We start from the raw sequence: 15,052 nt of genomic DNA on the forward strand, positions 1-15,052 counted from the left end.
CTACTCCCGATGATCCGTGCGCCGGTGTACCGGCTCTCCCCTGTTTTGGATGGCCTGCGCTTAAGGATAGTTCGGAATCCGGGAGGTAAAGGCGAGATACGTAATTAGTTGTGGCAGACCGTTCGTCTGCCTGCGCGCAAGCCCGCAGGGGACGGGGCTTGCACGTTACAAAAAAATTATTCGGAACTGCCTTGCGCGGTTTCCGAAGGATAAGTCGTACGCCACAGCTCAAAACCGCCATCCATGCTGTAGACGTCGGAGAAGCCCTGGCTGATCAGGTAGGCGGCAGCGCCCTGGCTGGAGTTGCCGTGATAGCAGACCACCACGGTCGGTGCATCAAGGTCTGCGCCCTGGATGAAAGCGTGCAGGGAGTGGTTGTCCAGATGTTTCGAGCCACTGATGTGCAGCGCAGCGAAGGTCGCCGGGTCGCGGACGTCGACGACAACGGCGCCTTGTTCACGCAGGACCTGGGCCTGTTCTGGGGGGATACGTTTGAATTCGCTCATGGCGGGCTCCTGTGGCTCGGCTGAATGCGCAGTCTAGCGCCGGGCGTCGGCTGACGTTTGTTCGGAAATAGAGGGTGCGACTGGCGGTAGAGTTCGGCCGTGATCGTCGCATTTGCACTGCAGGCGGACGCCGGTGTCGACGTTCATCAGGGTCATCGCGCCACCCCAGACACAACCGGTATCGAGGGCAAAAATGCCTGGCTCGTCGCACTGGCCTTCAAGGGCTGCCCAATGGCCGAAGATGATTTTCAGACCCTTGGTCTTGCGTTCCTTGTACTTGAACCATGGCGCATAACCCGGTGGCGCGGTGTCGATGCCTTCCTTGCCCTTGAGGTCGAGTTTGCCTTCGCGGGTGCAGAAACGCATCCGGGTGAAATAGTTGGTGATCACTCGCAGGCGCTCGACACCCGTGAGGTCACTGTTCCATTTCGTGGGCTCGTTGCCGTACATGCCATCGAGGTAGGGGGTGATACGGTTATCGTCACGCAGGGCGTCTTCGACTTCGGCGGCGCATTTCAATGCTTTGCGCAGCGACCACTGTGGCGGTATGCCCGCATGCACGAGGACAATGTTTCGTTGTTCGTCGTAATGCATGAGCTTTTGCCGGCGCAGCCAATCCAGCAGTTCCGGGCGATCCGGGGCGTCGAGAATCTCACGCAGGGTGTCGGCTTTCTTCAGGCGTTCAATGTTATGCCCGACGGCCAGCAAGTGCAGGTCATGATTGCCGAGAACGCACACCAGGGACTCGCGAATGCTATAGAGGAAGCGCAAGGTTTCCAGCGACTGCGGGCCTCGGTTGACCAGATCGCCCACCAGCCACAGTTTGTCGTGGGCAGGGTCAAAGGCGACTTCCTTGAGCAGGCATTGCAGAGGTTCGAGGCAACCTTGCAAATCACCGACGGCATACGTCGTCATTAGTGCAGCGCTCCGGGCACCGCCAGGCGAAATGGCGCGATGATGGCGTCGAAGTGCTTACCGTCGTCGGCAAGCATTTGATAGGTGCCCTGCATGGTGCCGACTTTGGAGGTCATTACGGTGCCGCTGCTGTAAGTGTGGCTCTCACCCGCTTGAATCACTGGCTGCTGGCCAACGACACCGGCACCGCGAACTTCCTCGACATGCCCGTCACCATCGGTGATCACCCAGTGCCGCGACAACAGTTTGGCCGGTAACTCGCCATTGTTGTGCACGGTAATGGTGTAGGCGAAGGCAAAGCGGTCATGCTCGGGTTGCGATTGTTCTGCCAGATAGCGGGTGACGACGCTGACGTCGACCTGATAACGAGGATCGGACATGCAAGAGGCCTTAAAAACGAAGCGGGACGCGGGGCGTAGCTGATGAGACTCAGTCTAGGCCAAGTATCGGGTAGTAAACCAGACATGGGCGCTGGTGTCCTACCCGATAACGCCTGCGGTCTGTCAGATATCCGCAGGCTTCTGTAGGACCTGTTCGCTGAGCTTGTCGGCCAGGCGCACGAAGGCTGCCAGATCAAGTTGCTCAGGACGCAAGCTGCCATCGACGCCGGCGGCTGTGATCTCGTCATTGCTCAGCAGCAGTTTGAGGGTGTTGCGCAGGGTCTTGCGGCGCTGGTTGAAGGCTTCGCGAACGACGCGTTCCAGCACTTTGTGATCTTTGGCTGGATGCGGCAGTACCGCGTGGGGCACCAGACGCACGATGGCGGAGTCGACTTTCGGCGGCGGATTGAACGCGCCCGGGCCAACGTTGAACAGGTGCTCAACCCGGCAGTGGTACTGAACCATGATCGACAAGCGACCCCAGTCCCCACCGCCAGGGCCTGCCGCCATCCGCTGGACCACTTCCTTTTGCAGCATGAAGTGCATGTCGCGAATCAGCCTGGCGTTATGCAGCAGGTGGAAAATCAGTGGCGTAGAGATGTTGTACGGCAGGTTGCCAACGACCCGAAGGCTGCCTGGCGCTGCGTTCAGGCTGTTGAAGTCGAACTTCAGTGCGTCGCCCTGATGCAGGTTGAAGTTGCTCTTGCCGGCGAACTGCTGATTGAGGATCGGGATCAGGTCTTTGTCCAGTTCCACCACGTCGAGCTGGGCACCGCTGTTGAGCAGGCCTTGGGTCAGCGCGCCCTGGCCCGGACCGATTTCCAGCAGGCGGTCTTCGGGTTTGGCATGGATGGAGCGCAGGATGCGGTCGATAACACCGGCATCATGAAGGAAGTTCTGGCCGAAACGCTTGCGCGCCCGGTGTTGGTAATGCTCGGTCATAAACGGGTCTCGGCCATCTGGTAGGCGGTTTCCAGGGCGACTTGCAGGCTGCCGGTGTCGATTTTGCCGCTACCGGCCAAATCCAGGGCGGTGCCGTGGTCGACCGAAGTGCGGATGATCGGCAAGCCCAGGGTCACGTTGACGGCTGCGCCGAAGCCTTTGTACTTCAGCACGGGCAAGCCCTGGTCGTGGTACATCGCCAGCACCGCGTCGCAGTGCTCCAGATATTTGGGGGTGAACAGAGTGTCGGCGGGCAGGGGGCCGCGAAGGTCCATGCCCTCGCCACGCAGGCGCTCTAATGTAGGTTCGATGATGTCGATTTCTTCATGGCCCAGGTGGCCGCCTTCACCGGCATGGGGGTTGAGCCCACAAACCAGGATACGTGGCTGGGCAATGCCGAATTTTTGTTGCAGGTCGTTGTGCAAAATTCGCGTGACCCGTTCCAGTCGCTCCGGCGTGATCGCATCGGCAATCTCGCGAAGGGGCAGGTGTGTGGTGACCAGCGCCACGCGCAATCCGCGTGTGGCGAGCATCATCACCACTTGTGCGGTATGGGTCAGGTCAGCGAGAAATTCCGTGTGCCCGGAAAAGGCGATACCGGACTCGTTGATGACACCCTTATGCACCGGAGCGGTGATCATGCCGGCGAAATGCCCGTCCAGGCAGCCTTGGCCAGCGCGTGTCAGGGTTTCCAGAACGAAAGCCGCATTGGCTTTGTCCAGTTGCCCGGCGATGACTGGCGCATTCAGCGGCGTATCCCAGACATACAGGCTGTTAGCCGGCGCGGGAACATCCGGCCAGGCGTCCGGCGTTACCGCTAGCAAGTCGACAGACACGCCCAGTTGCGCGGCCCGCTCAAGGAGCAGGTCGCGGCTGGTAATGGCAATCAGGGGATGAGGCTGGGCTTGCGAGGCGAGCAGCAGGCACAGGTCAGGACCTATGCCGGCCGGTTCGCCGGGCGTCAGCGCGAAACGTTTGGGTTTCACTGCGCTGCCTGGTTTGCACCAGGGAGTTTGATCTCTACGTACGCTTCGTCACGGATCTGACGCAGCCAGGTTTGCAGCTCTTCGTCGTATTTGCGGTTACGCAGTACGGTCATGGCTTGCTGCTCACGGGCCTGGGTGGTGCTGTCAGTGGCGCGGCGGCCAAGGACTTCCAGGACGTGCCAGCCATATTGGGTCTTGAACGGCTTGGACAGCTGGCCCTGTGGGGTCTTGGCCATCACTTCGCGGAATTCAGGCACCAGTGCGTTCGGGTCGACCCAGTTCAGGTCGCCACCGTTGAGGGCGGAACCCGGGTCTTCCGAGTAGTTTTTCGCCAGATCGCCAAAATCTTCGCCCGCTTCGATACGGGTGTAGAGCGATTGAGCCAGGGCCTTGGTTTTTTCTTCGTCGCGAATCGGGCTCGGTTTGACCAGGATGTGACGAACATGCACTTCGTCACGCATCTGAGTCTCGCCGCCACGCTTCTCGAGGATCTTCAGGATGATGAAACCACCCGGGGTGCGCATTGGCTGAGTGACGTCGCCGACAGCCATGGTGCTCAGCATGCGGTCGAACGGAGGTGGCAACTGAGCGGCTTTACGCCAGCCCATTTCGCCGCCTTCCAGTGCGGTTTCGCTGGCGGATTTGGCGATTGCCAACTGACCGAAGTCAGCGCCTTGCTTGAGCTGCTGGTAAACAGCGTCTGCTTGTTTGGCGGCATTCTGAATGGCGTCGGAGTTGGCGCTTTCCGGGGTAGGAATCAGGATGTTGGCCAGACGGAACTCTTGGGACAGCTGCATTTTGCCCAGGTCGGAAGCGAGAAAGTTTTTCACTTCCTGCTCGGAGACCTGAATGCGCTCGGCCACGCGACGCTGACGCACACGGCTGATGATCATCTCGCGACGAATCTGGTCACGGGCGTCGTCGTAAGACAGACCGTCGTGAGTCAGCGCGGCGCGGAATTGATCCACCGTCATGTTGTTGCGCTGGGCAATGGTGCCGACAGCCTGGTTCAGTTCCTCATCGGTAATGCGGATGCCCGAACGTTCGCCGATCTGCAGTTGCAGGTTTTCGACGATCAGACGCTCAAGCACCTGCTGATCCAGGACGTCAGTCGGCGGTGCCGCAGCACCGCGTTTGGCGATGGTTTGCTGAACTTCATGGACGCGTTGGTCCAGTTGGCTCTGCATGACCACGTCGTTGTCGACAATGGCCACCACTTTATCGATGGACTGTACCGCGGCGTTGGCGGCGGTACCCAGGAACAGCGCGCCCAGCATCAGCGGGCGCAGACAATCAGAAAGCTTGGTCTTCACGTTCACGATAACCTTGGATGCCTTTGTCGAGGAAGCTCTCTACTTTGGCGCCGGTGAGGCCGCCGAGTCCCTTCAGTACAATTTGGAGGAATACGCCGTGGTCGCCTTTTTCGTTTTGCGGAGCTTCCTGACTGAATTCGTCATAGGAAACCCAGTAACGGTTGATCAGGCGCAATTTCCAGCAGCAGTTGTCGTACTCGAAACCACCAAAGGCCTCAAGTGTACGGTTGCGGTTGTAGTCGTACTGCCAGCGGCTGATGGCGTTCCATTGCGGCACGATCGGCCACATCACCGAGAAGTCGTGCTGTTCGATTTTGTAGTAGTCCTTTACGAAGCCAGGCGTGCCAGGGGTGCCGTAGTCACCGCCGAACTGCCATTGACCGGTGCTTTGGTTGTAGATCACCTGATCGTTACGATAGCGATAGCCGGCGTTGACGATCTTGTTCGGATTGTCTTCAGGCTGGTAGTGGAACATCGCGCTACCCGAGCGAGGGCTGTGGCTGTCCGGGTCCCAGTTGTAGTCGGCGGTAGTACGCCAATCGCGGTTCCAGCGATACTCGTATTCCAGCGCATAAGGCGAAACGTTGGCGTTCCCATCGGCGCGGGTTTTTGGGTCGACACCTGGCAACTGGACTTCGCGGTCCTTGAAGTACATAGCCTGACCTACGCTGATGCGTTGACGTTCGAAACCGTTGTCTTCGATCCAGCGGTTAGTCACGCCCAGCGACAGTTTGTTCTCGTCACCGACGCGGTCGGAGCCAGAGAAGCGGTTGTCACGGAACAGCGACGCGTAGCTAAAGGTGTATTCGCCTGTGTCGAACACAGGAATATTTTCCTGGTTCTTCTCAGGGACATAGAGGTAGTACAGACGCGGCTCAAGGGTTTGGCGATAGTTTTTGCCGAACCATTGGGTGTTGCGATCGAAATACAGGCCGCTATCGATGCTGGCGATCGGCACGGCACGATTCTGGTTGCTGCCGAACTGACCATTGATATTTTCAGTCCCGGCTGCAGCTGCCGCTTGATCTTGAGCCACGATTTGGCTCTTGCCAATGCTGTCCAGATCCAGTTGGTACTGCGTGTACTGGTACTTGAGTTTTGGTGTCAGGAAACCATACGTCCAGTTCATCGGCAGGCTCATGGACGGCGCAAGGTTGAGGCGGTCGCCGTTGGCGCGCGCCAGGCCTTGAACGTTGGTGTCCAGTTGCGGCGAGACATTGCCGTCTACGTCGGTGAAGGTGCCGTTTTTCAGATCCCGATCAAATCGCACGATTTCAGTTTCGTAGGCGAAATTCAACCCGTCCGGGTGAGTAGGCAGCTGACCGTTGAAGGTGATCTGCGGCAAGCGGTCATACGGCGTGATGTTGGAAACGGTCGCCAGCTGATAAGCCTGAGCGTTCACGCGAGCGGTGTAGCTGTCGCCACGGTAGGTGACGGAGCCCTGCTGATTCACGTAATCGGCGCTTTTCACACCAATTTGATCGGTCTGCAGATCCTGGAAGTAGTACGGGTCGCTGATCTTGGTGTAGTCGACTTGCGTGAAGACCCGAGAATCAAGGCCACCCTTGTGCTGCCAGTTGTACATGTAGCGGGTTTTTTCGTAGTCGGTCTGCTGGCTGCGCTCGGTGTCTTCGTCGTTGAGGTACGCGGCGCCGAACTGACCTTCGCTGGACTTGGTCAGGTAACGGAACTCGCCTTCCATCAGCAGGCCGTGCTTGCTCATGTAACGCGGGTACAACGTGGCATCGTAGTTCGGGGCCAGGTTGAAGTAATACGGTGTAACCAGCATAAAGCCGGTGTCGCTGCCGGTGCCGATGGTCGGTGGCAGGAAACCCGACTGGCGACGGTCGTCGATCGGGAAGTAGATGTACGGCGTGTAAAGAACCGGAATGTCCTTGACCCGCAGCGTCACGTTGGTCGCGGTACCAAAACCGGTGGCCGGGTTCAAGGTGATGTTGTTGCCCTTGAGCTGCCAGGCGTTGCTGTTTGGCTCGCACGTGGTGTACGTACCATCCTTGAGGCGGATGATCGCGTTTTCGGCACGCTTAGCGTACAGCGCGTTACCGCGAATACGGGATTTGTGCATCACGTATTCGGCGTTGTCGACCTTGGCTTCACCGGTGTCGAGTTGCACGTCGGCATGGTCACCCACGATCAGTGCGCCGTTGTCGCGAACACGGACGTTACCGCTCAGTTCGCCACGGCTCTCGGCCTGATACAGGCTTGCTTCGTCGGCTTCGACCTGCATGCTGCCCTGACGCATAACCACGTCACCGGCCAGCGTGCCGACCTGGTTTTCCGTGTCATAGCGGGAGGCCTTGGCACCCACAAAGGTCGGCGCGTCACTTTTATTCGTCTTGTCATTCATGCCAGGACGATTCGGTTCGATATAGGAACCAGAGCAGTAAGGTCCGGTTTCGGCCAATTGCGCTGCAGTAAGATTCTCGCGTGGAACCCAGTCGAGGTGACTGTAGTCTGCACTACGCGATTTCAGGCCGCGGCCTTTGGCCTCAGTAACGAGCGCAGGTTTTGCGCCGGTGTCTTCGCTGGAGCCGCTCTCGGCTGCAGTTTCGCCAGTGGCGCTGACGGCGTTGCCGTCATGGACAGGACGCGGTGGCAGTGCCGCCGCTGGCGCTTTTGGGGCACAGTCCCAGGCACCCGAAGCAGAGACTGAGCAGTCATACTGTTCCGCGGCGACCACGAATGAGGTGGCTAGAGGTTGCAGTGCCAGCAGACTGCCGGTTACTAACAACGGAAATTTTTTACGAAACGCGGGGGATTTCAATGCCATCTTATTAGTCCGGGCTTCCTGCGTGCCATCTGCCCGCGGTGTGGGCCGCACGCCTCTCGATGGTCTGAAAAAGATGCTGGATAATAAAGCATGACCCGCTTGACGGCTAGCGCCGTCGGAGACCCTTGCAATGCCTGACCAAGATGTACGTTTGCAACACCTGAAAGTTTGGCTCGATGAGCAATTGGCGACCCTCTATGCCGAGCAAGGCTGGGGCGCCGTCCCCCCGGCCACGTTGACTGCGGCCAGTAGCGATGCGAGTTTTCGGCGCTATTTCCGTTGGGAAGGCGAGGGCAAAAGCTTTGTCGTGATGGACGCGCCACCGCCACAGGAAAACTGCAAACCCTTCGTGGATATCGCCTTTTTGCTGGCGAAATCTGGAATTAATGTGCCGAAAATCTATGCCGAAGACCTCGAGCGTGGTTTTCTTTTGCTTAATGACTTGGGCAACAAGACTTACCTGGACGTGATCGACCGCGAAAATGCGGACGATTTGTTCAAGGATGCTCTGCAAGCGCTGCTGGCTTTTCAGCAGTTGCCGATGGTTGCACCGCTGCCGAGTTATGACGTGGCGTTGCTGCGTCGCGAGCTGGAATTGTTCCCGGAGTGGTACGTGAAACGTGAGCTGGGCATCGAGTTCGATTCCGCTCAGCAAATGCTCTGGCAGCAGGTCACCGACTTGCTGATCGACAGTGCCCTGGCCCAGCCAAAAGTGTTGGTTCATCGCGATTACATGCCGCGCAACCTCATGCTCAGTGAACCGAATCCCGGCGTGCTGGATTTCCAGGATGCGGTCTATGGCCCCGTGACCTACGACGTGACTTGCCTGTTCAAGGACGCTTTCCTCAGCTGGCCCGAAGAACGAGTACGCGGCTGGCTGGAAGACTATTGGCAGCAAGCGGGCGCGCTAGACATTCCGGTGCAGTCCGACTTCGAGGATTTCCTGCGCGCCAGCGACTTGATGGGCGTGCAGCGCCACCTGAAAGTGATCGGCATCTTCGCTCGCATCTGTCATCGTGACGGTAAGCCGCGCTACTTGGCCGACGTACCGCGGTTCTTTGCTTATATAGATGCGGTGGTCGTCCGTCGTCCCGAGTTGGCGGGACTGGATGTGTTGCTGCTGAGTTTGCGCGCTGGAGCGAATGCATGAAGGCAATGATTCTGGCGGCGGGGAAAGGCGAGCGCATGCGCCCGTTAACCCTGACGACACCCAAACCGCTGGTTCGCGCAGGCGGTGTTCCACTGATCGAGTATCACCTGCGCGCGCTGGCCGCTTGCGGCTTTACCGAGATCGTGATCAACCATGCCTGGCTCGGTCAGCAAATCGAAGACTATCTGGGCGATGGTTCGCGCTATGGCGTGAGCATCCAGTATTCGCCGGAAGGTGAGCCGCTGGAAACCGGCGGCGGCATTTTCCGCGCGTTACCTTTGTTGGGTGACAGCGCCTTCCTGGTGGTCAACGGTGACATCTGGACCGACTACGATTTCAGCGTATTGCACCAGCCGATTGCCGGTCTGGCTCACCTGGTGCTGGCGGACAACCCTGCTCACCACCCGACTGGCGATTTCAGTCTCGTCGACGGGCAGGTCCATGACGGTCAGCCGGACACCCCCAAGCTGACCTACAGCGGTATCGCAGTCCTTCATCCGCACCTGTTTGAAGGGTGTGCTGCCGGGGCGTTCAAGTTAGCCCCCCTGTTGCGTACGGCGATGGCGCAGGGGCAAGTGACGGGCGAGCACCTGAGTGGGCATTGGGTGGATGTCGGTACTCACGAACGTCTGGCTGAAGTTGAAACTCTGATAGAAGCGAGTCGCTGACATGCTGTGGCCAGGGACTCTGATTGGAGCCGGAGCAGGCTTTGCATTAGCCAGCATTCCGGGGGCCATGCTCGGCGCGTTACTGGGGCAGGCGCTGGATCGGCACCTGCGCCTGCAGAGCTGGGAGCATTTGCGTGAAAAGCTCGGCGGTCGCCCAGTGCTCCGCAACGATGAACTGTTGTTCGTGTTGCTGGGGCGGCTAGCCAAGTGCGATGGACGGGTGGTGGATGGCCATATTCAGCAGGCCCGTCAGGAAATGCACTCGCTGGAAATGAATGAACAGGCGCAGCTCCGCGCGATTGCCGCGTTCAATCGCGGCAAGTCGGGAAATGACCGGCTGCGCGGTTACCTGCGGCGTTTGAGTGCTCAGCCTTTTGCGGCTGAAGGCGTTTTGCGCGCCTGCTGGCGGATGGTGTGGGCGGATGGTCGCGCGGGGAGCAATGAGCTTCAACTGATCGCGCAATGGGGGAAATGGTTGGGTTGGACGCGACGTCAAGTGCAAGCACTGGCGACGGACTACGAACCGCAGAAGCGCTCATTGGTTAACAACGCACCTACCTATCAGGATGCCTTGCGGCTTTTGGGCGTGTCAGCCACCACTGAGCCCGCGCAGATCAAACGTGCCTATCGGCGCCTGCTCAGTCGTCATCACCCGGATAAAATTGCCGGCAGCGGTGCGACAGCGTTGCAGGTCCGTGAGGCTACCGACAAAACGCGCGAATTACATAACGCCTACAAGCTGATTCGTGATCGACGGGATTTTCGGTAGCAGGGCAGGGTTGTGTTGCCTGTGAAGCCGCCTTCGCGAGCAGGCTCGCTCCCACAGGGGGGATGCATTTCAACTGTGGGAGCGAGCCTGCTCGCGAAGGCGGCAACTCGGTCTATCAGTACGCCGCGTGCTGCGGATTCAACCAACCACGCACCCGGCGAACCAGCTGTTCTTGCTCTGCCTTGGCATCACCCGGCAATGCCTTCAGTGATACCTGACTGAACGCCGACGTCTTCAAGCGTTTGCTCGCTTGCAAGCGTTCCAGCGCCGCGCTGCGATCCAGCGGTTTGTCCATGTAGAAGAGGTCGGCGGTCGGCAGCTTCAATGTCGGGGTCAGTTCCGCCAGCGCGGGTGTCCCTGTCACCGGCGTCTGTGCCGCAATCATCACGAACTTTGCCACTTGCGATGGCTGCTTCTCGCTCAAATACCGCGCCGCCCAGTAAGCGCCGGTGCCATGACCCAATACGACAATGCTGCGAGCACTCTGCTGTTCGGCGAAAGCAATGGCAGCGTCGATGCGGGCAAAAATTCGCTCGGCATCGGCCTTGGCCTGTTCCTCGGTGGTTTCGGCGATCGCTTTGTCCGTCACATCCGCTTCACCGCCGGCAACTTGCTCGATGGGGGCGGCGGTGGTCGAATCTTTGCTGGCGGTAGTGGCGGCCTTGGGGGCTGGTGCCACGTCGACGACGCGTGGCGCAATGGCATCGCTTTGCAGGTCCGGCAAGGTGATACTCAGGCTGCTCCACTCGATGTCCGGTAATTTGCGGCGCAATGGACCGATTGCTTGCGGCCAGTCAACGGTTTCGCCGGCACCTGGGATGATAATCACCACGCCTTTGGGTTCGGCGGTATTGGCCGGTTTCCACAAGGCCAGGAATGTATCGGCGCCCGCTTGTAAGGGTTGCTGTTCCTGGGCGGGGATTTTTCGCTCAAGAGCGGTCGCTTCTTCCTGACTACGCTCAAGCAGCGGCTGGCGTTCGACTGGTTTTTCTGCTGCAGCTTTTTCCGCAGTGACCGGTGTCGGGACGGCCGCCTCGACGGAAAAGGCGCAAGGCAGGATCAGCGACAGGCACAATGCTGGCAGTGCCAGGCGGTAGACAGGGGGCATCGGATATTCCAGGCCAGAAGTTATTCCGGCAGCCTAATGGGTTGGTCAGTATTTGTCAGTGTGTGAGACTTCAATGATGCGTTTTCGCTGCCTATGGGTTATCGGCTGTTTGTGGTTCCCCTTGATGGGCTGGGCGGCTGCCGCGCCACCGGCACACGCCGCACAATTGTCCGCGGACCAGCAGCAATGGCTGGCGCAACATGACGAATTGCGGGTCGGGCTGGTGCTGCAAGCGCCCTACGCCCAATACGATCGCCGTTTACAGCGCCTGTCCGGGGTCAACGTCGAGCTGATGAAATGGCTGGCCAAGGCGCTTAACGTCGAGCTGAGTTGGCGCAATTTTCCTGATCTCGAACAGTTGGAAGCCGCTGCGCGCGAGGGTGAAATCGATATCGCGCCGGGACTGACCCAAACGCCCGGCGGTCTGCGCTTGTGGCAGTTTTCCGACCCGTATATGCGGGTGCCACAGCTGGTGGTCAGTGATCAGAAAAGCACCGGCGCGGTAGAGCTGGAAAAACTCGACAGCCAGACCCGCGTTGCCGTGCGCATGCCCAGCGCCACTGCCGACTACCTGCGCAGCACTTATCCGCACCTGAACCTTCAAGGCGTACCCATCGAGCGTCAAGCCTTACAGTTGCTGCTCAGTCAGCAGGCGAGTTACGCCGTGGTCGATGAGGCGCAGTTGGGGCGGTTGTCCATCGAGCCGGAGTTTTCCGAGCTGTTGGTGGTCGGCGATATTGGCTTGCCGCAACTATTGCGCGTCGCCACTCGCCGGGACTGGCCAGAACTCGCCGGCATCGTCGAAAACGCCCTGCGAGCCATCCCGGCCAAGGACCTGGAGCAATTGCACAGCCAGTGGCTGCAACCCAAATATCCAAGGCTGACCGAGTCCCTGGTGTTTTGGAAAAATCTCTGTCTACTCCTGGTGGTGTTGGGGTTGAGCAGCATGGCCATCGTCATCTGGCAGCGTCGGCAGCAGCACAGTCTGGAGCAGCGACTGCTGGCGGCGCGGGCGGACATTGCCCTGCGTGTCGCCAGCGAAGAAGCGTTACGCCTTACTCAGTTTTCCATCGATCAGAGTACCGTCGGCATCCTCTGGGTCAACTGGGACAGCCATGTGCGCTACGCCAACCGTGCGGCCGAAACCATGCTGGGTTATTCGGCGGGAGGGATCATCGACCGGCCACTGATCGACTTCGAACCCGGTCTGCACATGGACCGCTGGCTGAACCTGTGGAAGCGCGCCCGTGCCAGCGATGACGGGCCGCAAAGTTTCGAAACCAACTGTGTGCGTGCGGACGGCAGCATCCTGCCAACGGATGTTTCGTTGAGCTTTTTGCGATTTCGCGGGGGCGAATACCTGGTGGTCTACCTCAACGACGTCACCGAGCGTCGTCGCGCGTTGGCCGCGTTGCAGGAAAGCGAGGCGCGGCTGCAAGGGATCGCCGCCAACGTTCCCGGATTGGTCTTTCGATTGGAGCGGGCACCGGTGACAGGGCAAATCGATTTTGCCTACATCAGTGAAGGCAGCGAGAGCCTGTCGGGATATTCGCCGGCCACCCTGGCCCATCGTGACAAAGGCCTGCGCAGCCTGGTGCATCCAGATGACAAGGCCAGCTATCACCAAACGCAGGACCATGCACTGGATACCGACAGTGACTGGTCTTGGCAGGGACGGATTCTCACCCGTTCGGGCGAGCAACGCTGGGCGGAGATCAAAGCCATCACCCGTCGGCTTGAGGACGGCGCCTACGTCTGGGACGGTATCGTCTGGGACATCAGCGAGAGCAAGCGCATCGAACTGGAACTGGCCAGCTCCCGGGAACAGCTGCGTGAGTTGTCGGCTCATTTGGAGAGCGTCCGGGAAGAGGAAAAAGCCCGCATCGCCCGGGAAGTTCACGACGAACTGGGTCAGATGTTGACCGTGTTGAAGCTGGAAACGTCGATGTGCGAACTGGCCTACGCTCAGCTCGACCCTGGTCTGAACGAACGCCTGAACAGCATGAAGCGCCTGATCGCTCAGCTGTTTCAGCTGGTGCGCGACGTGGCCACGGCGCTGCGACCACCGATTCTCGATGCCGGGATCGCTTCGGCCATCGAATGGCAGGCCCGTCGTTTCGAGGCGCGCACGCAGATTCCGTGCCTGGTGCAGGTGCCGGACAATTTACCGGCGCTCAGCGATGCCAAGGCGATTGGCTTGTTCCGGATCCTTCAGGAAGCGCTGACCAATGTCATGCGCCATGCCCAGGCGCATACTGTTGAGCTGACACTGGCACTGGAAGGCAACGAGCTGAGCCTGACCGTCAGCGATGATGGCGTAGGATTTGTCGCCACCACTGGCCGGCCAACATCCTTTGGGGTTGTGGGCATGCGCGAGCGGGTGCTGATCATGGGTGGTCAGTTGTCGCTTGAAAGTGAGCCGGGTGAAGGCACGACGTTGAGTGTGCGAGTGCCTCTGGATTGATAAAAGATCGCAGCCTGCGGCAGCTCCTACAGGGTATGCGTTCGGCGTAGGAGCTGCCGCAGGCTGCGATCTTTTCGGCATCAACGCATTTTAATGAGGAAAGGCATGTGATCCGTGTACTGGTAGCCGAAGACCACACCATCGTTCGCGAAGGCATCAAGCAGTTGATTGGCCTGGCCAAGGACTTGCTGGTGGTGGGGGAGGCGAGCAATGGCGAGCAGTTGCTTGAGACGCTGCGTCATGTGCCCTGCGAAGTGGTGCTGCTGGACATCTCCATGCCCGGGGTCAACGGCCTGGAGGCGATCCCGCGGATTCGCGCACTGAACAATCCGCCGGCGATTCTGGTGCTGTCGATGCACGACGAAGCGCAGATGGCCGCGCGCGCGTTGAAGGTCGGCGCCGCCGGCTATGCGACCAAGGACAGCGACCCGGCGCTGTTGCTGACCGCGATCCGCAAAGTGGCGGCGGGTGGGCGTTACATCGACCCGGACCTGGCCGACCGTATGGTCTTCGAAGTCGGCCTGACCGATTCGCGGCCGCTGCATTCATCGCTCTCGGAGCGTGAATTCTCGGTGTTCGAACGCCTGGCCCAGGGCGCCAACGTCAACGACATCGCCCAGCAACTGGCCTTGAGCAGCAAGACCATCAGCACTCACAAGGCGCGGTTGATGCAAAAACTCAACATCACCTCCCTGGCGGAACTGGTGAAATACGCGATGGAGCACAAGTTACTCTGACTCTGTGCTCGATCCCTTGTAGGAGCTGCCGCAGGCTGCGATCTTTTGATCTTTCTTTCTGGCACCAAGATCAAAAGATCGCAGCCTGCGGCAGCTCCTACAAGGGATCGTGTCGGCGTATCTATTTGCGACACATCCACACAACTGCTTTTGCCAGATCATGCGGCTTGCAGCCTCAAATCGCCGCTGCCCCTATCCAATCCCGCCATCCTTGTAGGGCAATCCCTACCCCCAACCTTCCACCTGGCTGAGGCCATTCTCTCCTGCGCCCCGATTTGCGTGGTCACCAGCGTCCACTAGGCTTAGTCCACAGCAGTCATCAA

13 protein-coding genes are annotated in these 15,052 nt (G+C 59.4%); 5 read left to right on the forward strand and 8 right to left on the reverse strand.

What is annotated here, in order from left to right; translation table 11 throughout:
- Positions 1–176: 176 nt before the first annotated feature.
- From glpE to JFU37_RS15070, 7 genes are all read right to left on the reverse strand, one after another.
- Entirely contained in the window at positions 177–506 is a 330-nt protein-coding gene (gene glpE / locus JFU37_RS15040; protein WP_201116012.1) for a thiosulfate sulfurtransferase GlpE, read from the reverse strand.
- A 33-nt stretch (positions 507–539) separates the two neighbouring features.
- The gene (locus JFU37_RS15045; protein ID WP_201116013.1) at positions 540–1,421 is read right to left on the reverse strand and encodes a symmetrical bis(5'-nucleosyl)-tetraphosphatase; all 882 of its coding nucleotides are present in this window, start codon (positions 1,419–1,421) and stop codon (positions 540–542) included.
- Positions 1,421–1,801, reverse strand: a complete 381-nt coding sequence (gene apaG, locus JFU37_RS15050; RefSeq protein ID WP_201116014.1) for a Co2+/Mg2+ efflux protein ApaG — start codon at positions 1,799–1,801, stop codon at positions 1,421–1,423. The genes JFU37_RS15045 and apaG overlap by 1 nt, the downstream gene beginning before the upstream one ends.
- A 123-nt stretch (positions 1,802–1,924) precedes the next feature.
- Entirely contained in the window at positions 1,925–2,743 is an 819-nt protein-coding gene (rsmA, locus tag JFU37_RS15055) for a 16S rRNA (adenine(1518)-N(6)/adenine(1519)-N(6))-dimethyltransferase RsmA (protein WP_201116015.1), read from the reverse strand.
- Positions 2,740–3,729 carry a 4-hydroxythreonine-4-phosphate dehydrogenase PdxA gene (gene pdxA, locus JFU37_RS15060; RefSeq protein WP_201116016.1) on the reverse strand — a complete coding sequence of 330 codons (990 nt, stop codon included), beginning with the start codon at positions 3,727–3,729 and terminating at the stop codon, positions 2,740–2,742. Before pdxA ends, rsmA begins: the two co-directional genes overlap by 4 nt.
- The gene (gene surA, locus JFU37_RS15065; protein WP_201116017.1) at positions 3,726–5,048 is read right to left on the reverse strand and encodes a peptidylprolyl isomerase SurA; all 1,323 of its coding nucleotides are present in this window, start codon (positions 5,046–5,048) and stop codon (positions 3,726–3,728) included. The genes pdxA and surA overlap by 4 nt, the downstream gene beginning before the upstream one ends.
- Entirely contained in the window at positions 5,023–7,833 is a 2,811-nt protein-coding gene (locus JFU37_RS15070) for an LPS-assembly protein LptD (RefSeq protein ID WP_201116018.1), read from the reverse strand. The genes surA and JFU37_RS15070 overlap by 26 nt, the downstream gene beginning before the upstream one ends.
- Positions 7,834–7,963: 130 nt before the next feature.
- Between JFU37_RS15070 and JFU37_RS15075 the strand changes: the two genes are divergently transcribed.
- From JFU37_RS15075 to JFU37_RS15085, 3 genes are read left to right on the forward strand one after another with little or no spacing between them, the layout of a single operon-like run.
- Positions 7,964–8,983, forward strand: a complete 1,020-nt coding sequence (locus tag JFU37_RS15075) for an aminoglycoside phosphotransferase family protein (RefSeq protein WP_201116019.1) — start codon at positions 7,964–7,966, stop codon at positions 8,981–8,983.
- Positions 8,980–9,651 carry an N-acetylmuramate alpha-1-phosphate uridylyltransferase MurU gene (gene murU / locus JFU37_RS15080; protein ID WP_201116020.1) on the forward strand — a complete coding sequence of 224 codons (672 nt, stop codon included), beginning with the start codon at positions 8,980–8,982 and terminating at the stop codon, positions 9,649–9,651. Before JFU37_RS15075 ends, murU begins: the two co-directional genes overlap by 4 nt.
- A 1-nt stretch (position 9,652) precedes the next feature.
- Entirely contained in the window at positions 9,653–10,420 is a 768-nt protein-coding gene (locus JFU37_RS15085; RefSeq protein ID WP_201116021.1) for a TerB family tellurite resistance protein, read from the forward strand.
- Between the two features lie 115 nt (positions 10,421–10,535).
- On the opposite strand, the gene JFU37_RS15090 is transcribed toward JFU37_RS15085, so the two are convergent.
- Positions 10,536–11,528 carry an alpha/beta hydrolase family protein gene (locus tag JFU37_RS15090; protein WP_201116022.1) on the reverse strand — a complete coding sequence of 331 codons (993 nt, stop codon included), beginning with the start codon at positions 11,526–11,528 and terminating at the stop codon, positions 10,536–10,538.
- Positions 11,529–11,601: 73 nt separating this feature from the next.
- Between JFU37_RS15090 and JFU37_RS15095 the strand changes: the two genes are divergently transcribed.
- Complete coding sequence (locus JFU37_RS15095; protein WP_201116023.1) at positions 11,602–13,992, forward strand: PAS domain-containing sensor histidine kinase; 2,391 nt, start codon at positions 11,602–11,604, stop codon at positions 13,990–13,992.
- 107 nt (positions 13,993–14,099) lie between these two features.
- Entirely contained in the window at positions 14,100–14,729 is a 630-nt protein-coding gene (locus tag JFU37_RS15100; RefSeq protein WP_201116024.1) for a response regulator, read from the forward strand.
- Positions 14,730–15,052 lie beyond the last annotated feature (323 nt).

The sequence above is a fragment of the Pseudomonas sp. TH41 genome (assembly GCF_016650695.1).
In the GTDB taxonomy this organism is placed as follows: domain Bacteria; phylum Pseudomonadota; class Gammaproteobacteria; order Pseudomonadales; family Pseudomonadaceae; genus Aquipseudomonas.

Coding starts and splice junctions, on each gene's coding strand:
- glpE (WP_201116012.1), bottom strand. CDS start 506: ATGAGCGAATTCAAACGTATCCCCCCAGAACAGGCCCAGGTCCTGCGT.
- JFU37_RS15045 (WP_201116013.1), bottom strand. CDS start 1,421: ATGACGACGTATGCCGTCGGTGATTTGCAAGGTTGCCTCGAACCTCTG.
- apaG (WP_201116014.1), bottom strand. CDS start 1,801: ATGTCCGATCCTCGTTATCAGGTCGACGTCAGCGTCGTCACCCGCTAT.
- rsmA (WP_201116015.1), bottom strand. CDS start 2,743: ATGACCGAGCATTACCAACACCGGGCGCGCAAGCGTTTCGGCCAGAAC.
- JFU37_RS15070 (WP_201116018.1), bottom strand. CDS start 7,833: ATGGCATTGAAATCCCCCGCGTTTCGTAAAAAATTTCCGTTGTTAGTA.
- JFU37_RS15075 (WP_201116019.1), top strand. CDS start 7,964: ATGCCTGACCAAGATGTACGTTTGCAACACCTGAAAGTTTGGCTCGAT.
- murU (WP_201116020.1), top strand. CDS start 8,980: ATGAAGGCAATGATTCTGGCGGCGGGGAAAGGCGAGCGCATGCGCCCG.
- JFU37_RS15085 (WP_201116021.1), top strand. CDS start 9,653: ATGCTGTGGCCAGGGACTCTGATTGGAGCCGGAGCAGGCTTTGCATTA.
- JFU37_RS15090 (WP_201116022.1), bottom strand. CDS start 11,528: ATGCCCCCTGTCTACCGCCTGGCACTGCCAGCATTGTGCCTGTCGCTG.
- JFU37_RS15095 (WP_201116023.1), top strand. CDS start 11,602: ATGATGCGTTTTCGCTGCCTATGGGTTATCGGCTGTTTGTGGTTCCCC.